Genomic DNA, 22,196 nt, shown 5'->3' with positions numbered 1-22,196 from the left:
GTCCCGTACCTGGCGCTCGCCGCGCTGCTGCTGCCGACCGGGCCGGGCGGCTCCGACGGGGGAGAACTGCTCGGCGCCCGGATCCTGGCGGCCTCCTCGGCCGGAGCCGGGGCGGCCGTGCTGGCCGTGGCGGCGGTGGGGGCGGCGGCCCCGCTCTTCCTCGGGGTGGCGCTGGTGGCGCTGCTCGGGGTGCTGTCGGGGGTGCTGGTGCTCGCCGGGCTGACGCTCGCCCAGCTGGTCGCGGTCATCGCGGTGGCGGCCGTGCTGGTCGGCGCGTTCGTGCCCTCGCTGGCCTTCCGGCTGTCCGGGCTGCGGCTGCCGATGCTGCCGCGCAACGCCGAGGAGCTCCAGGAGAACATCGAGCCGGTCCCGGCCTCCGCGGTGCTGCCCCGAGCCCTGGTCGCCGACGACTACCTGATGGCCCTGCACACCGCGATCGGCGCCGTCTGCGCCGTCTGCCTGGCCGTGCTGCCCTTCACCGACGGCTGGGCCGGCCCGGCCGAGGCCGCCGCGCTCAGCCTGCTGCTCCTGCTGCACGGACGAGCCGTCGGCAGCATCCGCCAGCGCCTGGCGATCCTGCTGCCCGGCGTCCTCGGCGGCCTGGTGCTGCTCGCCCGCGCCACCGCCGGCGCCTCGACCACCGACCGCCTGCTCCTGCTGGCCACCCTGCTGACGCTGACCGCCGCCCTCCTCGTCGCGGCCTGGACCGTCCCCGGCCGCCGCCTGCTCCCCTACTGGGGCCGCATCGCCGACATCCTGCACACCCTCTGCGCCCTCTCCCTCCTCCCCCTCGCCCTCCAGGCCTGCGGCATCTACCACACCCTGCGCGGCCTCGGCGGCTGACCCGCCCCGCACCACCCCGACGGGCCCCGGCCGGACACCTCCGGCCGGGGCCCGTCCCGTTCTCCTACGGGAGCCCGCCGTACACCTCCAGGCAGCGCCTGAGGACGGTCCGCAGCTGCTCCGGGCTCGCATTGGTGATCCACTCCCTGACCGCGGGCGTGGCCCCCTTCGGGAGTGCCTTCCGGAGTGCCGTCCGGATCTCTTCGATGAACATCGCACCGACCTCCTCGATCGGGTGCTGCGCGCTGAGCGGGCCGGGCCCGACCTTCGCCAGGAGGTCGGACGCCGCGGTGACGCCGAGGGCCGTCAGCCCCTCCGGGAAGTCGGCCACGGCCTGCCGGCAGGCTTCGGCGGCCCGGTTCTGGTAGTCGGCGGCCGCGTCCTCCGCCTCCATCAGCCTCGGTTCCACCAGGTCCCACACCTCGGGGATCCGCGCCTTGAACTCCCTGAACTCGCGCAGGTAGGGCAGGGTCCGTTGGGCCAGCTGGAGGCCGGTCATGGTGGCGACGGGTCCCAGCCGGTCCAGGGCGGCCTCCACGCGGAGCCGCTCGTGCGGGTGGGAATCGTGCCGGAACCCCGCGGAGTCCGGGTCGTCCACGAGGTAGAACTCGACGGCGCTGCGGATTGTCAGGACGTCATCGGCACTGAACCGGCCGGGGAACGGGACCGGGGTGGTGGCGCCCGGTGCCGCGTAGGTGGTGTCCTCCGGCCTGGGATCGGTGACGAACGCCCGACCGTAGTTCCGCTCGTACGCCTCCTCGAACCGCAGGCCGCGGGTCCAGCCCTTGGACTGCTTGAGGTTCGGTATCCCGTCCCCTTCGTTCCGGTGTGGGCTGATGTCGATCGAGATGACCTTGATCCCGGCGAAGGCGAGCTCGTCCATGACGCCGCTGCGCATGCCGACCGCGCCGACGATGTTGTACTCGTCCGCGAGGTACCTCAGGAGGGCGAGTTCCTTGCGCCGGTTTCCGACCGACGGCCAGTTCCAGTAGTTCTGCAGGGCCGGCCCGGACCACTCCGCCGGCTCCTCGCCCATCACGACGACCCGGAAGCGGCCGTTGGCCGCTTCCTGCACCTGCTCGATGATCTGGCGGACTCCCTCCAGCCCGGTGTCGAGCGCCGGCGCGTTGGCGCCGGCACGGTTGCTGTGGCCGCTGTCCCGGTACGTCACGATCACGTAGTTCTGCCCCGGCTCGAAGCGCCCCAGTGCCGGATTCTCCAGGTCCTGCTGGAAGGCCTCCGCCTCCTCCTCGGTGTAGTGCCCGTAGGCATCGCCGAGTTCCGCGATGCGGGCCGCCCGCAGCGAGAGCTCCCCGCCCTCCTCGCCCCGGCCGCGATAGCGGCTCACGTCAGCCTGAATCTCCGTCAGTTTCCTTACCATGAGGGCGAGTTGGTCATTGGTCGACGGGAACCTGCGCTGCCTCGGCAGGATCCTGTCGGTCAGCCTCATGTGGTCGCCGACGACACTCCTCGTCAGTCGCGTCGCGATGTCCTCCGAGGCCGCCGTCTCGTTCCGCCAGGACTGGCCGGTGGGAAGCCTCGTTTCCGTCGTGTAGTGGATCCTGCGCCCCTGGGTGAAGAGGTCGTCGTGCAGGTTGATGATCCCCTCAACCTGCCTCCTGGTCGACTCGCTGACGTTCCACACCAGCAACGCGCGGTCCGGGTGGGCGATCAGGGCGGCGCGCATGTGGTACATGTCACCGGAGTTCTCCGCCCTGATGGTGTAGGTGTTCGCTCCGAGTCGGGTCAGCGCCTCCCCCGACACGTGGTCGTTCGACATCGTCACCCACAGATGGGTCTCGGACGTGACCCGGCCCGCCTCCTGGAGGAGGGGTGCCTCGGCGCCGTCGGCCTCGGCAGGGACCTCCAGGATCCGGGTGGTCGGTTCCGCCTCGTCCGTGCGGATGGTGACGGGCCTTTCGCCTCCGTCCGGCCGCACGAGCCTCAGTGAGCCGTCCTCGTGCAGGCGGAGGGTCAGCAACGCGTCATGACCGTCCGGTCGGGTGACGGCCACGGTGGCGTCGGTGCCGGCAGGGCGCTCGCGCAACCGGGCCGTCAGCGCCGTGAGGGCGTCCGCCCCGGTCCCGTAGTCGTAGGCCAGCCGCCTCAGGTTCGCCGCCCTGACCGCGTTCTCCGCCGCCGTCTCCTGCTCCGTCTTCGGTCCGGGCATCGTCTGCGGTTCCGGCTCCGGCTGGAGCAGGGCCCAGGCGCGCCTCCGCTGGACCTGCCACGTCGGAGGCCCCACCGGCGGGGCGGCGGGCGCCACGTCCTGCTCGACGACCGGCGCGGCACCGTGACCGGCGACCGGTACCACGACCGGCGCCGGGTCCTCCACCACCGGCTCGGCATCGTGGTCCGCCTGCTCCTCGACCACCGGCGCGACGTCCTCCTCGTCGAGCAGCCGCACCGGGGCGGGCTGGTTCGGGTCGATCGGGTCGTCCTCGGTGGCGAGGGGCACCCGCTCCTGGCCTTCGTGGAGGAGTTCCTGGCCGAGCGCGGTGGTGCGGACCTGGTCCTCCTCGACGTGCAGGCGCAGCCAGTCGCCGGGGCCGTCGACCAGGGGGCGTCCGTCGGCGGTGAAGCCGACGGTGCGGGCCACCACGGCCCGGGGGTCGTTGCCGACGGTGAGGTAGACCGAGCCGTTGCCGGCGAAGGCCACCAGGTCGGTGAGGCGGGCCAGGTTCTCGCTGAGCGGCTGCCCGCCGAGGGCGGCCTCGGCCCGGCGAGCGGCGAGCTGCTCGTGCAGGGCCTGCACGGTCCTGCCCGCGAAGGAGCCCGCCCCGCCGACCGCGCTGTTGCAGGACAGGAACCGCAGCGGCTCGCCCTGCCACTGGCCGCCCTCGGCGAGCCGCAGCAGCGCCCCCGCGAACTGCTCCGGGGTCACCTCCTCGCCGTGCAGGAGCGGGGCGCCGTCCTCCGGCCGGCCGTGGAAGACCATGGTGAAGTACGGGTCGTCGTGCGAGAGCACGCGCAGTGCCTCCACCAGGTCGTGGTAGGCGGGCGTGTCGCGTTCGTTAGGGTCGGCCAGCAGGTGCACCCTGTCGCCGGCGCCCGCCAGCGGGGTGGCGAGCAGGTCGGCGACGGCGTCGGAGACGGAGTTGCGATGGGTCGTCTCGCCTTCGGGGTGCAGGGCGGTGAAGAGCACCCGCTGGTGGCCGGCCGAGGTCAGTTCGGTGGTCTCGCCGATCGGCACCTCCATCTCGATCGGGACGAGGCCCTTCTCGGTGAGGGTCCGGTCGCCGTCGCGGAAGGTGACCTCGACCTCGGCGTAGCCGGTGTAGCGGGCGGTCGGTTCGGGGAACTTGGCCCCGGCGACGATCTTGCCGGAGGCCCCGGTGGACGGCCCCTCGCGCCACCGCTTGCCGCCTCCGACGGTGAGCAGGCCGCTGAGGTCGACGCCGCCGTCCAGTCCGGCCTTGGCCCCGCCCTGGACCTGGAGGTTCCACTGGCCCCAGTCCAGTCGGGTGTGCCGTCCGCCGCCGCCGCTGTCGTTGGCGGGGCTGATCGCGGCGGCCGTGTTGTCGCGCTGGTACTCCAGTTGGACGATCGAGACGGTGGCCGTCACGTCGGCGTCGTCGACGAGGAAACGCTTGCCGACCGACGGGGTGGTGATGCTCCGGCCGCCCGGTGCCAGGACGTCGCGGTCCGGCCCGTCCTCGAAGTGCTGGACGTCCCGTCCCCGGGAGACCGAGCCGAACAGCGCGGACAGCTGGGCGTGGCTGTGGGTGTTGCGGGCGACGGACTCCAGCCAGGACCAGGTGCCCTTCTTGAAGAAGCGCGGCCCGAACACGGTGAGCAGGTCCCGCACGCCGGAGGTGTCGTCGATCCAGCGCAGGATCCCGACGTCCCGCACGCCCTCCCGGAACAGGGACTCGGGCGGCCTGCGCAGCACCCTCGTGCCGACCTCCTCGGGCGGGCGCAGTGACGGGAACCCGGTCTTCGGGGCGCCGTAGCGCGACGGCACGACGGCCTCGTCGCGGCCGGTCTCCATCAGCACGTCGGCGTGGATGGTGGCCTCGACGAGCGTGCGCCGGTAGCGGCCGAGGCCGGTCAGCTGGTCGCCGATCCGGGTGAGGCTCCGGTTGACCTTGCCGAGCACCGACCGGTCGTCGTCCGAGGGCCGGGGTACGCGGTCGGGGCGGATGGCGTCGGCCGGGTGCAGCAGGACGACCGGCTCGTGCTCGAAGCGGATCTTCAGCACCACCGCGGCCTGGTGGGCCACCGCGGCCACCTTGCTCTTGATCGCGGTGCCGCTGCTGCTGGAGTCGTTGCCGTGCTCCAGCCGGTCCACGCCCTTGGCGTAGGTGAAGGTGGGGCCGCCCACCGGTCCGACCCCGGTGCCCGCCGGGTCGCCGGTGACGTAGAGGCCGCCGGTGAACGCGTGACCGCTGCCGCCGCCGGTGTTGGTCCCGCCGTCGGAGCTGGTGAGCGAGGTCTGGTGGCTGTTCCCGATGTTGAACTCGACCTGCGGCGGCCGCCCGGTCGGGGTCAACTGGACCACCTCGGCGGTGATCACCGCCGTGCTCCGGCCGTGCTCCACGACCAGCGGGTGGCCGGCCATCACCGACTTGAGCTGGATCTGCAACCGGTCGAAGTCCAGCCTCGCGGACAGCTTCCGCGCCATGCCCGTCCAGTCCTTGCCCAGGAAGTCGGCGACGGTGTGGCCCCCGTTCCCGAACAGGGTGGCACCCAGACCGAGGACCAGGTCGTGCACCGTTCCGCTGCGGTCCTGGTTCAGGTGGACGGCGGTGATCACGTCGGAGGAGCCGAGCCGGTGGGTCGGCAGCATCCGCGGGACCGCCTCCCGGACGCGCTGGGGCGCGGCCACCACGGCCGACGCCGTGACGGGGGCGGGCGGCGCGATCGCGTGGGACCGCTTGCTCGTCTCGAAGGTGACCGTGAACACGGCGTCCACGTCGGTGAGCCGGGCCGGCTCGACGCTCTTGCCCCGGCTGTTGGTGCCGCCCACCCGGTCGATCGAGATGCCCTTGACGAAGTCCCGGGTGTGCGTGTACTCGCCGGTGAGGTTGACATAGGGCAGCGTGATCCCCGCCCGGGCGCGGATCCGGAGCCGGGTGCGCAGGTCCGCGGTGGTGCCGGTGGTGGTGCGCTGCTGGCTGCCGGACTCGAACTCGAACGAGGCGAGCAGCTCCTCCCGGGGCTGCGGGCGCAGCAGGTCGCCCCCGACCACGACCGTGCCCTTCCAGCCGTCGAACTCCAGGGGCACCCGGATCCGTCCGCCCCGGCTGAGCCGGGACAGCGCGGACTTGAGGCCGTACGCGTCGATCGACCGGGCGAGCAGTGCCTCGACGTTCGCGGGCACCGGCCGTCCGGTGTGCGCCTGGAGCGCGTCCAGGACGGTCCGCAGCACCGCGGTGTCGCCGCGGCCGAGGCTGAGCACCACGTCGGACTGGCCGAGGCGCAGCGGCGGCGCGGCCTGCTCGTCGGCCCGCTGGGGAACGTGCGGCGGCGGCGTGAGGGCCTGCTCGTGCAGCCCCGGCGGCACCACGAAGCCGTGCCGCTCGTTCGGGGCGATCGTGTGCGGCGCCGTGTGCACCTGCTCCAGGCTCAGCTCCGTGGTGAGCAGGACCGGCCCGAAGTCCCGGCCGTTGACCTTCAGCAGCACCTCGAACTCGGCCCGGTACAGCTCCTGCGGGCTGAGGTACTTGCCGTTGGCGTAGCCCTTGTCGGACTCGCCGCTGCGCCAGCCGTCGCGGATCCGCGACTCCAGGGAGGGGACGACGGTGCCCTGGAGGACGTCCTCGAAGGGCTTGCCCGAGGCCTTCAGCACGTTCTCGTGGGTGAACACCGTGCCCTTGCCGGCCAGTTGGAACTGGCCGTTGACGGTGTCGGAGCGCAGGTGGCGGGCCGAGTCGAAGGTGCTGGTCTCGCGGACCGGGTTCAGCTCGGCGGTCGCCTGGCCGCGCAGGTGGGTCATCCGGTGCAGCCGTACGGTCGTGGCGAGGTGCAGGTCCTTCAGCGGGCCCATGGTGACCTCGGGGCCGCGCAGCGCGGAGCCGCGCGACATGCCGACGAGGTGGGCGCTGACCGCGCTGTGCGAGTAGGCCTGGAGGACGTCCTCGCGCACCTCCTTCCAGGCCTTCTCGCCGAGCAGCAGCGCGCCGACGCGGTCGAGTTCGGTGTGCAGCGGGGTGATGTCGCGCAGGTCCCGCACGACGGTGGTATCGGGCAGGCCGGTCCACACCGCGTCCAGCGGGGCCCGTACCAGCGCGCCCGTCTCGTGGGCGGGGGTGAGGGGCGGGGCGGGCCGCTGGGCGACGAACTCGGGCGGGTTCGTGCCCTCCACGACGTGGTCGGCGCCCGTGACCAGGACGGCCTCGTCCTGGTCGATCACGGTCCGGAAGCCGAGCTCCACGCGGGTGGTCGCCTCGGCGGGATGGGGCAGCAACCCGCCGCTCCAGCCGAAGGTTACGGTCAGGTCGGCCGCCCCCTCGAACAGCACCGCCGGCCGCTTGATCTTGGTGCCGTTCCCCAGGTCGGAGCCGGAGCCGTGCAGCCCGACCCCGTCCCGCCCGGCCCTGGCGCCCAGACCGCCGCCGCCGACGAAGTTCCCGTCCGTCTTGTTCGTGACCGAGGACGGCAGCATGTGCCATTCCTTGCTCGTGGTCGTCTGCTCGACGTGCGCGCGGGTGGTGGCGGTGGAGATGTTGATCTCGGTGGTCGGCAGGGTGTGGACCTGCCGCATCCGGGCGACCGACCCGCTGCCGATGGTGATCATCGCGGCCGCCCCAACCAGGCTGTCGTCCACGATGGTCAGCTTCTGCCCGGCCATCGTCCCCTTGAGCTCCTGCTGGAGGGTGCCGAGATCGAGCTCCGTCAGCAGCCGGCGCCGCAGCTCCGGCCAGCGGCTGCCGAAGTAGCGCTCGGCCGCCTCCTCGAAGCCCGCCACGAACTTCCCGATCGGCGGGACGGCGGGCTGCCGCTGGTTGAGGTCCGTCATCTCGACCTCGTTCGCATCGTTCTCCCCCTGGCGCCGCCGGGGAGGTTCGAGCGGCCACACGTCGGTGACGATGTGCGAGCCGGCCAGCCGCCGGTGCTCGGAGACCTCCAGCGGCACCGCGTAGTGCGCCTCGGCGACCGGCGGCAGGTTGGCGGTCTCCCGCTTCGGCACGGCGACGTGGCCGGTGACCGGGAGGTCGATCGGCTGCGGCGTGTGCCACGGGCCGGGCGCGCCGTGGAACTTGGCGTCCAGGAACTCCACGGTCAGCGTGAACGGGGCCTCGAAGAGGTCCGCCAGCTCCACGGTCTTGCCCCGGGCGCTCGTCCGGCTGGCCTCGGCGGAGGTGCTGCCGTTCATCCAGCCGTGCTGGTAGCCGAGGGTCTCGGTGAGGTCCCGGGCGCTGCCCAGCTTCGCCCTGAGCTGCGCGCCCGCGTTGACCTGGGTGAGCCGGTCCTTGGAGACGCCGACCGTGCTCTGCTGCTCCGAGCCGTACTCGAACTCGAAGTTGCGCAGCGTCTTGAGGTGACGGGCCTCCCCCAGGGCGGCGCTGATCCTGATCTGGCCGGACCACCGGCCCGCCTGGAACGGCACCTCCCGCACGTCCCCCCGGGACAGCGCGGACACCGTCGGACGCAGCGTCTCGCTGCCGAACAGGCTCTCCGCGAGCGTCCGCGCGGCCTTCCCGTCCCCGTGCAGCGCCGCGGTGAACCGGCCCACGAGGCTCTCGAAGTGCTGCGCCGGGAGGTTCTCCAGGTGCACCAGCACGTCGTAGGCGGACAGCCCGCGCTCCCGGAGACGGGTGGGCGGGGTCGGAACGAGCGGCTGCTCCGGCGGCGGGACGACGATCGGCGCGGCGACCACGAGGGGCGGCTCGACCACGGTGTCCTCGACGACGGTGTTCTCGGTCACGGTGTTCTCGGTCACCGGGTTCTCGGTCACAGTGTTCTCGGTCACGGTGTTCTCGGTGGCGCCCGGGTTCAGGGCCAGCTCGATCTGCTGGTCCAGCGAGAGGTGGTCGGACTCGTCCTCCGTGTGCTGGGCGGACTCCTCCTGCACCTCGATGTGCGCGGGCTGCTCCTGCACCTCGACGTGGAGCGGCTGTTCCTCCGTCTTCGTCGTCGCGGTCTCCATGAACTCCCGGAAACCTTCGAACAGTTGCTCCTCGGCATCCGTCCGACCGACCTTGTTGGCGGGCTCCGTGCGCTCCGGCTGCGGGCCGTGCCCGAAGAGGTCGCCCAGCAGCTCCACCAGCTCCGGCGCGTTCTCCCGCACCCACTCGGCGCCGTTGTTGCGGGGCAGCCCCGTGGACGGGTCGTTGCCGTGGTTGTGCCCGAGGTACGCGGTGACCAGCTGCGCGAAGAACTCGTGCTCGTTGCGCGCCGAGTAGTTGCCGACCCGGTTGCCCTCCCCGTCGTTCAGTCCGCCGTCGGGCCAGTCCGTGAGGGGCTCCTCACCGAACAGCTCCGCCAGGGCGTCCGCGACGCTCCGCTCCCGGTAGGCCTGCCCGATCAGCTCCTTCTCCGCCTGCGTCAGGCCGAACTCGTGGATCGTGTGGGCGAGTTCGTGGGCGGAGCTGGAGTACCCCTCGGCATACGTCGGGATCCGGCCGATCCGCGTCCTGGCGCCGAGCAGGTTCTCCTCCGTGATCAGGACAGTCGTCGGCCCGCTCGATCCCCGGACCACCGACCAGTCGCGACCGTCGCCCGTGCCGTGCTCGGAGGCCACGAAGCCGGAGACCTCCGTCATCGGGACGTCGCGCGGCACCACGCCGATCCGCACGCCCGACGCCACCACCCGCTCCGCGACCGCCTTGTTCGCCAGCATCCGCGCGACCAGGTTCTCGGCCGTCCTGCGTGCGGCGACCGGCTGGTGGGTCCGGGGATCGACGTCGATGAGCAGCTTCGCCGCCGCCTGCGCGTAGTCCTCCGGCTCCAGTTGACGCAGGCTCTCCTGGAAGGCGCCGTCCTCCACCAGGAGACGCCGCTCCTCCGAGGACAGGTGCTCCAGCGCCTGCACCCGCTCGTGCAGCGGCCCGGGCACCGGCATCCCGCCCCCGCCCAGCCCGATCGGCGTGTGCGCGGCGACGACCTGCCCGTCCTGCCCGGTCGACGCCGGCGGCGGCAGTGTCGACTTGGGCTTCTTGCTGGTCTGGTCTTCGCCCTGCCCACCGTCGTCATCGTCCGGCTGCGACCGCTTCCCGAGGCTCTCCGACCCTCCCGGTCCCCCTGGCCCACCCGGCCCGCCCGTCCCGCCCGGTGCGACGTCCCGCACGAGCGGCCGGAAGTGCCCGTCGGCCAGCCCCAGTTGGATACGTCCCCCGTTCCACGTGCCGTCCAACGGGCTGAGCAGCTTCCATGTGTTCCCGTCGTGCAGGTCGATCTTCACGCCCAGCGCGGAGGCCACGAGGTGCGGGACCATCACGCCCGCGTTCCCGGCCCAACGGCCGTCGGTGCCGACAGTCGTGCGGAGGTACTCATAGGTGGTCCCGAACCTCCCCGCGTACTCCTCGACGAGCTGCCGGTTCGCGTCCATCCAGTTGACGGCCCAGTCACGCAGCGTCCTCGGCTCGCCGGCCGTTCCGAACCAAGCGGACACGGCGTGGTAGAAGTCGTCCCCGTTCCGCGGCACTTCCAGCAGGACGCGGTACTCGCCGAGGTGGCCCATCATCGTCAGGTACGGCTCACGATAGGCGCGGGAGCCCTGCAGAAGGTCGGGCATGTACCCCGGTGTCTCCAGCAGAGGGGTCATCTGCTGGTACCAGGCCAGGCCCGTTCCCGGTTCGATCTCTCCTCGGAACTGCCCGTCGTAGTGCGTCAGGGACGACTCGACGTCCGCCCCGTCCGCGTGGGTCACGAAGTCCGCACGGAGCTTCTCGTACCGACGCTGGAGGTACCGGACGCGGTCGGCCCAGAACGTGTCCTGGTCCACCCGCATCCCCGGGGCCGAATGGCTCAGCCCTTCCCTGACGTCCACGAGGGCCTGGTAGTCGAAGCCCCGCTGGTGGGTGTAGACGCCCGCCGGTTTGCGCCACAGTGCGGATTCCTCCGGCGTGAACGTCAGGTGGCCGTCCCGCTTGGCGTCGTACGGCGTGGCGTGCTGTCCGGACGCGGTGGGCGGTGCGGAGACCTGCACCCGCTCGTAGCCCACCGGATCGCCCCCGAGCGAGGTCTTGCCGGTCATGGTGTCGACGTGCCACCTCGTCATCCGGTTCGCTCCGGTCGCGTCGAACTCCTCCAGGTAGGAGACGTTGTGACCGATCAGGGCGACGGACTCCAGGTTGCCGGAGCGGAATCCGAGGTGGTCCAGCTGGTTGCGACGGTGGAAGTAGTCGTACAGCCGCAGCTGCCCCACCCTGGTGTCCTGCGTCCATGCCGAGACACTCTCGTCCCTTCCCCGCCAGAACCCGGTGACGTGGTGGATCTGCTCCTTCCCGAGTTCGTGGCGCATCCTCGCGACCAGTTCGTTCCACTTGCCACTCCGGGTGGGATGGGGATCACCCGTGATGATCACCGTGTGGTAGTCGCCCGCGAACTCGCGCAGCAGCTGCCGCATGCCTTCGAAGCTCGTGTCGTGCTCCATCCGGCCGGACACGTCGGACCACTGGGCCGCCTTGCCGCTGAAGCGGGACCAGAGCACGAGAACCTTCGCGTCGACGGGGGGCGGCTGAATGCCCCGGTTCGTCAACCAGACACCGATCTCCGGGTCGAACCGGTCGTTCATGCCCCAGGCGGCGCGGATGGCGTCACGGTGTTCCGCTTCCCTGAACGCGCCGCCGAGGTAGTAGGTGCCGTCCGTGATTCCCCTGACCACCTGCCCCCAGGGCCGTTGCTCCCAGGTCTCCCCCCACTGGTTCTCCGCGATACTGGTGGCTTCGGTCCTCAGCGTCCGCCAGAGGGCACTCTTCTCCATGCTCGACGCGGTCACGACGTGGATGCGGAGGTCGGCGTCGGGAATCCCGGCGGAACGGTAGAACGCCTCGATCTGCGCGGACTTGTCCAGGACCGGGTCGTGGCCGGCCTCCCCGGGTCCCGGCCCGCGCGCGATCAGGACGTGCAGCCGGCTGTTGATGAGCATGGCCGCCGCGATGCCCCACTGGTCGCCGGAAGCGTAGGGAGGATGCATGACGATCCATTCGCCCTCTGCCGGCGGATCGATCCATCCACCGTCCGCCATCAGTGGGGCGACCTCCTGCGGGCCGCCGTCGTGGCCGACGGTGCCGGGCTTGGACACCGGGTCCACCCAGACGTGGTTGCGCTCGTACGATGCCGCCGCGTCGCGGGCCTGCTGCCAGGTCAGGTCGCGCGGGCCGGAGGTCGGCGGGCGCTCCAGGTCGCCGACGACCCTGGAGATCAGCGACAGGTGGCGTTCGCGCAGGCCACCCTGCCGAAGCCCGGACGGGGCGAGGGCGCGGTGGTCGCCGAGCAGGCTGCCCTTGACGTCGGGGCGGTGGGTGAGGTCCTGGGTGCGGTACTCGTCGCGCAGGCCGATCTGGTGGCCCACCTCGTGGGCGTAGTCGATCGGGTCGGCGTCCGGCCGCCACGACTGCTGGTCCATCGGCCGGTCGTGGCCGACCAGGTCGACGGTCAGGTGCGGCTTCTGTCCGGGTTCCACGGGCAGGACGGTGACGTGCATCCGGTCGCCGTTGGTGAGCCGGTAGCCGGGCTTGTTGAGGTACTCCTCCACGCCCTGGACGACCTTGTCCCACACCGCGCCGGTGTCGTGCCCGCCGCCGTCGCGGAAGGCGATCCGCACCATCAGGTCGGTGACCGGTCCGCCGTGGTCGAAGCGCCGGGCGTCGAAGGAGGACCGGACGACGAAGCGCGGTGTGCGGTCGGTCCCGGGCCGGGGCACCAGGGGCACCAGGGGCTGCGGGTCCGGGGTGCCGTGGCTGACCGTGCGGACCGGGGCGGGGAGCGGCAGCTGTGCGGGGACTTCGAGCCGGCTGGGCCGCGGGGGCGGCACGGGGGCCTCGGAGTCCGTGCCCTGCCGGAACCACGGGCCGGGTCCGAAGTCGGCCTGCATGATCAGGACGTCGTCGAGGGGGGCGACGGAGACCTTGTCCGCGCTGAAGTTCCCGCTCTCGCTCTCCACGCCGAAGCTCAGCACCAGCGGCACGCCGTCCGCGTTGGTGCGCCCGGTGGCGAGGGCCACGTGGCTGAGGTCCTTGCTGGTGATGACGATGTCGCCGGCGCGCGGCAGCGGGCTCTCGGGGTTGCCGGAGTCGTACGAGGTGGGGCCGTGCGGGAGCAGCTTGCCGCGCAGTCGGGCCTCCCAGCCCGGCACGTCGTGGTCGGCGTAGGCGTCCCGGATCCATTCCTTGGACAGCAGGCCGGCGTGGTGGGCCGCCAGCAGGACCGATTCCCAGCAGTTGAGCGTGGTGTCCTCGGCCAGCGGCGGCGCCTCCTCCCGCTTGCCGGTCGCCCAGTCCTGGAAGTGGCTGCCCGTGCCGGCGACCTTCCAGGACATCGTCAGGTCGGGCCTGTCCATGGCGGCCACCAGCCGGTGGCCGCTGTCCGGGGCCGCCAGGTCCAGCCGTCCGGCCAGGTGGTCGGCGACCAGCTTCAGCGTTTCCTCGTGCAGCGTGGTGCGGGCCTCCGCGTCGGCCGGGTTCTCCGTCAGCCGCGCGCGCACAGCCTCGGAGAGCCGGCCCCGCCGGTGCAGGCTCGTGGCGAGGGCCTGGACGTCGTCCGGACGGTTGGCCGCCCCGGGACCGACCTCGTCGCCGATCCGCACACCCAGCCGGTCCGCGTGGGCGGGTCGGAGCGGGCCGCCGAGGAGGTCGGCCGCCGCGTCCACCACGGGCTTCGCCAGGTCGAACACCTGCTTGCGCAGCTTCGGGGGCACGTAGTCGGCGGACCTCGGCCTCCCCTTGACGGGCGCCGGGGCGGCCGATGCCTGCTCCGCGTGCAGGGCGTCCACCGCGGCCCTGGCCGCCGGGTCGAGGGCGCCGAGCTCGGTCAGCCGGTCGGCCAGCGCCTTGACGTCGGCGAGCGTGGTGTGGCCCGGTGCGTTGAGCCCGACGTGGCGGCCGGAGGACATGTGCAGGCCCGGCCGGCCGTCAGGCCCTCCCATCAGTTCGTTGACCCGCGCGAGGACACCGGTGCGCGCCTCGGGGCCGAGGGCGATCGGCGGGACGGCCACGGGAACGGCGACCGGCGCGGCCGGCGCCTCGTGTTGGACGGTGACGTCCGAGGAAGCGACCTCTGGGGAAGCGGCCTCCGAGGACGGCTCCTCGACGACCGACCGCTCCTGCCCGGGCGCCCGGAGGTCGGACCGGTCGGGGGCGTTCCGGGGGGTCAGGGCACCGGCGACCAGGTCGGAGACCTCGTCGCCGCGCTCCCGGACCGGCCGGGCGGCGGCCGTCCTGTCCACGACGGTCAGGGCGCCGGCCTCCGCGGGCCGGTCGGCGGTCTCCTCGGGCCGTGGTTCCGTCCGGCGGCCGAAGGCGTTCTCGTGGGCGCGTTCGTGGCTGCGCCAACCGGCCGCGTCGAGGTGGGCGAGCTTCCACAGTTCGCGGTAGCGGGTGAAGAGCTCGTCGCCGTACTCGCCCTTGTGGTGGTCGGTCAGTTGCTCGTTGAGGGCGTGGCGCGCGGCGATTCCGTCGAAGCCCCCGGCGGCCTCGCGCAGGGCGGGGGCGGCCTCCTGCTCGAAGGCGACGTGCTCGGCCAGCTCCTCGGTGAGTTCGCGGCGGCTCTGCCGCCAGTGCTCGTGGCGCTCGGCGGTGTCCTCGCGCGAGCGGAAGGACTCGTCGAAGGCCCGGGCGACCCGGTCGCCGTGGCCTTCCGTCAGGCGGTCGGCGGTGGGTCCGGACAGCCCGTGCTCGCGGGCGGCCGTCTGGGCCTCGGTGGTGGCCTGCCGGCGGACGGCGAGGCGGGCGGCCTCGTGGGTGAGCCGCTCGGTCAGGGTGGCGGGGTCGGTGAGCCGGTCGAGGGCGCCGCGCAGCCCGGCCGGATCACCGACGCGCTCCGCGGCCGCCCGGTCCAGTTCCCCCGCGAGGTCGCGGAGCACCGTGGCCTTCGCCCGCAGGACGTCGGACTCGTCGCCGCCGAACTTCTCGACGAACTCCTTGCGCGCGCCGTTCCCGGCCCAGGAGTCGGCCGCCTTCTCCGCCTCCTCGACGGCCCGGCGGATCGCGGCCTCGCGGACCGCCTGGACGGCGAACTCGTGCGGCAGCGCCTCCTCGCGTTCGGCCAGCGAGCGGGTGAACAGCTCCACGGCCTCGTCGCGGTCCCGACGCTGGCCGGTCGCCTCGTCGAGCGGACCGACCGCCCGGTCGAAGTCGGCGGTGACGCGCTCGCGCAGCCGGTCCCGGATCGCCTGCAGGCTGCTCGGGGACAGGTCCGGCCGGTCCGTCACCCCGCCCGCCGCGAGCAGTTCCCGGTCGGCCGGGGACAGCCGGTCGTACCAGTCGGTGCCGGCCCGCTCGACCAGCTCCCTGGCCCCGGCGAGGGCGTTCGCCCGGTCGGTGTGCAGGACGAGCTCCGCCCGCACGTGCTCGGTGAGCCGCTGCAGGGCCTGCCCGGCCCGGGCGTTGCCCGCCGCGTCGAGGCTCTCCGCGTCGGCGTAGATCCGGGCGGCCTCCGCCTCCGCGCGCACCGTGAAGTCGTGCCGGACGAGGTCCACGACGGGCTCGGGGATGCGCTCGGGGGTGTGGGCGGTGCCGGTGTCGCCGTGGGTGATCCGCGGGGCGCTCCAGGCGCCCACCGTCCGTTCGAAGTGCTGCACCGCGACCCGGACGGCCGCCTCGCGGACGGAGGCGACCCGCACCAGGCCGTCGAGGTCGCCGAGGATCCGCTCGCGGTCGCCCGGGCGGGCCTCCAGCTCCGTGTACATCATCGCCCGGGCCCGCTTGGTCACCGCCTCGCGCAGGTCCGCCGGTGCGCCCTCGGGGAACCGGTCCGGGGCGTCGAGGGCCTCGCTCAGGCGCCGTTCGGCCTCCTCCTCGCGCCGGTGGCCGCTGCCGTCCGGGTCCAGCCGCAGTTCCTCGGCGGCCTCGGAGAGCTTCGTCTCGTACCTGTCCTGGAGGTCCCGCTGGGTCTGCCGCCACCGCTCCGCGCGCTCGCCGTCCGCTTCGGCGCGGATGTGCGTCGGGGCCTCGGTGTAGTGGTACGCCGACCCCGTGCCGTCGCCGTCGCCGTGCGGGGTGGTCGGGGTGGTCGGGTGCGCGGGCGGGTCGGCGAAGGCCAGCGCCCCGGGGAGCTGCCGGTTCGGGTCCAGCTCCTCCTTGGTCGCCGCCCGTCCGTAGCCCTCGGGCGGCGCGCCGTCGTGCCCGTTCGGTCCGAGGTGCGCGCCGAGCGGGACGGGGGCCGGCCGCGGGTCCTCCTGGGTCGGCCGCCGGAACTCCAGGAACTCGCCGCCCGGGACCAGCACCGGCCGGCCCGCCGGGTCGTAGCCGACGTGGGAGGCGACCACGAGGTGCCCGGGACCCTCCACCACGGAGCCGGCCTCGACCTTCGGGACGAAGAAGACCTTCCCGTTCGCGGCGATCGCCGTGGTGCCCAGGCCCTTCTCGCCGAGCAGGCGCATCACCTCGGTCACGTAGTGGCCCTGCACGCCGCCGGCGAGGTCGCAGACGACGAAGTTCAGCGCGTCCGTGCCGTTCCAGATCCCGCGGTCGGCCAGCTCGGTCAGGGTGCGGGCCATCTCCTCCGGGGTGATCGGAGATCCGGCCCGGGTGGGCTGCCCGTCCGCCCCGCCGTGGACGGCCACGGTGAAGGTGTTCTCCCGCACCGGGAACCGCGAGAACGCCTCGGCCAGGTGCCAGCGCTGGGAGGCGTCCAGCTTCACGTCGCCCATCCAGCGGCCCGACACGGTGCTGCCGAAGTCCCCGAACGGCTCGCCGTGCTCCCTCCGGTCCAGGTAGTCGCGCAGCTCCTCCCGAAGGACCTCGTACGACGGCTGTTCCGTCATGGCGTGGTCGATCATGGTCCTGGCGCGCTGTGAGGAGGCCTCGGGCGTCTCGGCCGCGGCCCGGTGCTCGTACGCCGCCACGAGTGCGTCGGTCAGGGATCCTTCCTGGCCCCTCTTCTCGGCCCGGAGGGCGTCGCGGAAGGCCATTTCCAGCTCGGTGCGCAGCGCCTGCGGCACCGTCCGGTCACCGGTCCGGTTGTAGTGGTCGGCGAGGGTTCCGGTGAGGATGTCCCGGAGCTGGCGCTCGGTGATGGTGAAGTGGCCGTCCGGCAGCTCGACCAGGCGCACCGCGCCCTCGACCCACTGGGCGTCCGCCTCCAGGATCTTGAGCGACTTGAACTGCGCGAAGCCGTCGAAGGCCTCGTTCTTCAGGAGCTCGCCCAGCTTGACCCCGGACTGCCCCACGGGGCCGTCCTCGGAGAGCGGCAGCAGGTGGAACTTGTCCAGCCATTCCCGCCGGCGGTTCACCATCTCCGTGGGCGCCCCCACGAGCTGCCTCCAGAGCGTGCGCTCCTTCGGGTTGGCGATGGCGTTCACGATCCGGCTGACGGACGAGGTGTTGATCTGCTGGTGCATGGCCAGGGCCTCCACCACCGGGGAGTCCAGGTCGGACCGGCTGCGCAGGTACTCCTGCACGTAGTGCTGGGCCGCCACCAGCGACTGCGCGCCCTGCACGTAGTCGATCATCAGTACCTTGCGGCCCCGCAGCACGTCCGCCGTCAGCGAGCCGAGCTCCGTGTCGAACGCCATCTTGAGGTGGTCGAGCTGCCGCTCGCTCGGGACCGGGTTGGGCCGCCCCAGATCGCTGACCAGGCCCCATCCGGCCACCGCCATCGGATCCTGCGGCCTGGGCCGGAAGCTCGACAGCGGCATCGACATCGCGCCGTGGTCCGACTCGTGCAGGTACGCCACCACACCGGCCGGGCTGCGCCCCAGGCCCAGGTAGTAGTACTCCGTCGGCGGGTACTCCTCGACCACCCGCCTGGCGGTCCGCTCGACCGCCTCCATCGCCTCCACGTGCTCCCTGCGCCGCTCGTACGAGGCGAAGCGGTACACGTCGGCCAGGAACTCGTCCTGCTGGCCGTGCCGGTAGTCGGTGCGCGGGGCGTCCTCCAGGAAGCGCTGCACCAGCGTCGCCAGGTCCCCCTTGACCAGCGGGCGACCGCCCTCCTTGAGCCAGTCCTCGATCGCCTTGGCACCGTGCCGTTCGCCGTCCACGGTGATCCGGTCGTACGGAACCGGGCGGTTGACGAAGGTGCCGCCGTCCTCCGTCCACCGGGTCATCCGGAGGACATCGGACTTCGGCTCCGCCTCGCCGAAGCGCGCGGTGCCCGGGATCGGCTCCGCGACCCGGCCGGAGGTGTAGTGCTCCGGCGGCTTCGAGCCGCGCACGGTCATGATCAGCCCGCCGTCCACGGAGGGCGAGTGGACGAACTCGACCCAGTTGCCGCGGCCCTGCAGCACCGGCCGGCCGGCCGCGTCGAAGCCGACGTTCTCGGCGACGACCAGGTGGCCGGTTCCGGGGCCCGTCCGCGCCGTCGTCGAGCCGTCGAACCCGGGCACCACCCAGACCGGTCCGTCCGCCGCGACCGCCTTCAGGTGCCTCAGGTTCGGGTCCTTCCAGACCTGCTCCATCACCTCCGCGACGTAGTCGGTGTGGCTCGTCCCGGCCAGGCCGCACGCGACGAAGTCGATCGTCGTCCGCCCGTCCAGCTGCCCGTTGCGGGCCAGCGCGCCGATGGCGCCGGCGAGCTTGTCCGCGCTCAGCACCTCGCCCTGGTGGACGGGCAGGCCCTCGGCATCGGTGTGCATCACCAGGGCGTAGCGCGAGGAGTCCAGGGGGCGCAGGTCCAGGGCCTTCAGGGCCTCGGCGGAGGGCGGGTCGCCGACCACCCAGCCGCTTCGGTCGTCGGCGCCGGTCAGGCGCCGGCCGTACGTCGTGGCGTCGCCGAAGTCCTCGGCGGACAGCGGGTGCTGGATGGGGGCTTCCTGCTCGACGTGGTGGGTGGTCCGCTGGTGGCCCCCCGGCTGCTCCTGGTGAACACCCTGCTGCTGCGACGGCTCCGGGTGCCCGCCGGTCGTCGGCACGTGGACCGGCGTCTCCGTCCCTGGAGGCGTGGTGTGCGAGGGCGCCGGCGCCGTCGCGGCGGTCGACTCCGACGTCTGCTGCGCCGTGTGCTCGGGCGTGTGCCCGGGCTCCTCCTTCGGGCCGCCGACCGTCGTGCTCCGCTTCGGCGGCTCCGGCGTGGACGTGTCCGAGGAGGACTTCGACGACGCGGACGGCGCCTTCGCCTCGTCCCCGCCGGTCACCTTCACCGGGGTGCTCGGCGACGGCTTCGCGGACTTGTCCCCGGACGGCGCGGCCGAGCCGTCGGAGTCCAGCTTCAGGTGTTCCGGCCGGGTGCCCTCCGGCAGTCCCGCCCCGTGCACGGTGCCCCCGGCCCCGGCCCCTTCCGGGCGCGAGACCCACAGCGAGGTCGGGTGGCCCATCAGGGTGGACACCACGGCCAGCGGGAAGCGCGCGTAGTTGGGGAGGTTGATGTCCGCGAGCTTCAGCCGCAGCGGGCCGCCGGCGATGTGCCCGAGGTGGCCGAGCGCCCCCATCGCGACGCCGCCGTAGAAGCTCTCGACGCTGACGGTGAAGGTGTGGTCCTCGCCGAAGGTCAGGTTGTAGGCCCCCTCGCTGAGGACGTTCTGGACGCCCCCCTTCAGGTAGTTGCCGACCCCCTCGCCGAGCCGGTACAGGAACTGCCCGGCGGTCTGCGGGTGGAGGCCGTCCATCAGGCCCACCGCGCGCTCCGCGAGGTCCTGGGTGGCCCGGATGGTCTCCGAGAGGTGCTGCTGCTCCGCCCGGAGGAAGCCCAGGTCCCTCGTTCCGCTCTCCAGCGCGTCGCCGCTGAGGTGCTTCAGCTCGTTCTGCATCTGGCCGATGTTCTTGAGGACGCCCTTCAGGTCGGCCTTGAGCGCGCCGATCTCGACCCCTCCGGCGCTCTCGGCCAGCGTCTTCACGAGCTTGTTGAAGGTTCCGAGATCGATGGCGTGCCGGGCGCCCTCGCTGGCGAGCCGCGCGGCCACCAGCCGTCCGGCGGCGTTCGAGAGCTCCTTGTCGACGCCCAGGTGGACGAGGTGCTGCTCGAACGCCTCCCCCATCTGCTGGGTGAGCTTCTCGACCTTGCTGAGCTTCTGCGCGACGTTCTCGACGGCCTCCTTGCCGGCGCCCTTGAAGGCGCTCTCCGCGCCCTCCTTGGCGACGTTGTTCCTGACACCGTCGGCGAGCTCCTTGAGGGCGTTGTTCCGGACCGTCTTCCCGACATCCTTCGTGACGGTCTTGCCCAGGTCCTTGGCGAGGTTCTCCCGGACCTGGGCGATGGCCTCCCGGACGGTGAGGTTGGTCTCGTTCTTCCGCAGGAGGGCGACGACCTCCTTCAGCTCGGCGCCGCTCAGCGACTTGAGCTCGTTCTCCGACAGCTTCTTGAACTCGGAGCCGGCCAGCGCCTTGAGGTCGGCCTGGAGTTCCTTGCTGAGTCCCTTGCCGAGGATCCGCCCGAACAGCTTGCCGATGCCGAAGGTGAGCAGCTCCAGCGGACCGGTGAGCAGGCCGTTGATCGCGCCCATCTCGATGGCCTGGATGAAGGACTCCTTCTCCCAGCTGTCCTTGTGGCCCTTGCCGATCTGGATGCCCTGGATGATCCCGTCCATCACCGCGGCGGTGGTGATGGAAAGGAACTCGTGCAGCAGGAGCTGCTTGAACAGCCAGATGAAGATCTGCTTGATGATCGCGCCCGCGGTCTCGTACGCCGCGAAGATCGCCGCGACCGAGCCGCCGAAGGTGATCGGCAGCATGGCGATCGCCCAGGCGATCTGGGCCACCAGCTGGATGAGCTGGGCGATGATCATCCACTTGGCGTACTCGACCTGGTTGGCCACCTTGTGGGCGAAGTCCCCGAGCTGCTTCGCCATCACGCCGGCCGAGGTCACGTAGTCGGTGCCGCCGGTGCCGCCGATGAGCGGCAGCACCCGCTGGTAGAACCGGTCGGCCGCCTCGCCCGCGAACTCGTCGTTGTCGTGGACGGTGGTCAGCAACCGCCGTAGCCAGTCGCGGAGTTCGGGGATCTCCGCGGCGATGGCCAGGTAGTCGTCCCCGGCCGTGCGCAGCCGGTCCTCGTCGGCCTCCGGCCACTTCATGCCGGTCACGATGCTGAAGAACTTCGCCAAGCCCGGCGGCAGCATGATCGACACTGGGGCGCACTCCTGGCGTTCGGGGAGCTCGGGCGGCGCACGGCCGCGGGCGGGAGCCGGTGGGGACGGGAAGCCGGGGACGGGAGCGGGGAGGCCGGGCGGGCCCGTCAGGCGTGGCGCCTGGCGTCCTCGTCCGCGTTGTGCAGGATCAGGGAGGTCCGCCGGCCCTTGAGGCCGAGCTTCTCCACCTCGGTGCTCACCGTCGCGAACAGCTTGACCAGGTCGACGGTCGCGCTGTCCACGTTCTCGTGGTACGTCTTGCCGATCTCGTCGTTCCCGGCCGACTCCTTGTTGAAGGTGTTGATCTCGTCGCACCGGCGGCCGATGTCGTCGAGGATGTCCGAGAGCGGCGCGAACTTCTTGAACTTGGCGTCCAAGTCCGCGCCCACGTTCAGCTGCTCAGCCACGGAACTCCTCCTGCCGGTCGCGCTTGCGCCGCTCCTCCGCGGCTTCCGCCTCGGCGTAGCCGGGGCGCATCTCCCGCAGCGGCGCGAAGAGTTCGTCCAGTTCGGAGCCGCCGGTCATCGAGGCCCGGAGGGTCTCGCCCAGGCCGCTGAACGATCCCATCGTCTCGACCAGCCGCTCGCCGAGGTCGGCCCGGGCGGTGTTCAGCACGTCGGCGATCACCGTCCCGAGCTGCGCCGGAGCCATCGTCCGGTACCCGGTGGTGTGGAAGACCAGGGACACCACCTGGCCCTGCGCGCCCACCGTGGCGGTGACCATCCGGTCCTTGCTGGTCGCCGAGGCGGTGGCCGCCTGCAGCTCCTTGGCCGCCTCGGCCATCCTGACCTGCTGTTCCGCCAGGGCCGCCATGGCCTGGTCGATCTGCTCGGCGTACGAGAACGTCATCCGCCCGCGTCTCCCGTCTCTTCCCGGTGTCCCCGCGGTGCGTCCCGGGCCCGGGGTCCGGCCCGGGACGCACCCGCTCGTGGGGTCGTACGGTTCTCTCTACGGCCGGGGCGCGGCCCGCGGTTCGACGCCGGGCCGGATCGGCCGGTCCCGGCTCGGCGGTCGGTCCGTCAGCGGCCGATGACGCCCGTCACCGCGCCCGAGTCGGTGCCCCAGACCTCCTCGTCCTCGGACAGCCAGGTGGTGCGCTGCCGCTCCTTCTCGCCCTGGCCGGGCGCGCCGGCCCCGGCGCCGGCGCCTGCTCCCATCGGCGGCATCATCGGACCGCCCATGCCGCCGGTGGTGGGGATGCCCCGGCCCGAGAGCTGGGCCTCCTCGGCGGCGGCCGCGGTCC

5 protein-coding genes are annotated in these 22,196 nt (G+C 72.5%); 1 reads left to right on the top strand and 4 read right to left on the bottom strand.

Features of this window, described 5'->3' with window-relative positions:
• Positions 1-843: type VII secretion integral membrane protein EccD (eccD, locus tag KS423_RS13780; protein ID WP_224278883.1), on the top strand; the 843-nt coding region annotated here is incomplete at its 5' end.
• A gap of 64 nt (positions 844-907) precedes the next feature.
• Here the strand turns inward: eccD and KS423_RS13775 are convergent.
• The 4 genes from KS423_RS13775 to KS423_RS13760 all read right to left on the bottom strand — a co-directional run.
• On the bottom strand, positions 908-20,953 hold the full coding sequence (locus tag KS423_RS13775; protein ID WP_224278881.1) for a hypothetical protein: 20,046 nt from the start codon (positions 20,951-20,953) through the stop codon (positions 908-910).
• A gap of 107 nt (positions 20,954-21,060) precedes the next feature.
• Positions 21,061-21,360 (bottom strand): hypothetical protein, encoded by a 300-nt coding sequence (locus KS423_RS13770; protein WP_224278880.1) that lies wholly within the window; start codon positions 21,358-21,360, stop codon positions 21,061-21,063.
• Positions 21,353-21,802 (bottom strand): YbaB/EbfC family nucleoid-associated protein, encoded by a 450-nt coding sequence (locus KS423_RS13765; protein ID WP_224278878.1) that lies wholly within the window; start codon positions 21,800-21,802, stop codon positions 21,353-21,355. The genes KS423_RS13770 and KS423_RS13765 overlap by 8 nt, the downstream gene beginning before the upstream one ends.
• Before the next feature lie 170 nt (positions 21,803-21,972).
• Positions 21,973-22,196 (bottom strand): hypothetical protein (locus KS423_RS13760; RefSeq protein ID WP_224278877.1); only part of this gene is annotated, 224 nt, incomplete at its 5' end.

The organism is Streptomyces sp. LS1784, assembly GCF_020103755.1.
Lineage (GTDB): Bacteria > Actinomycetota > Actinomycetes > Streptomycetales > Streptomycetaceae > Kitasatospora.
This window is presented reverse-complemented; position numbering and strand designations above follow the sequence as displayed.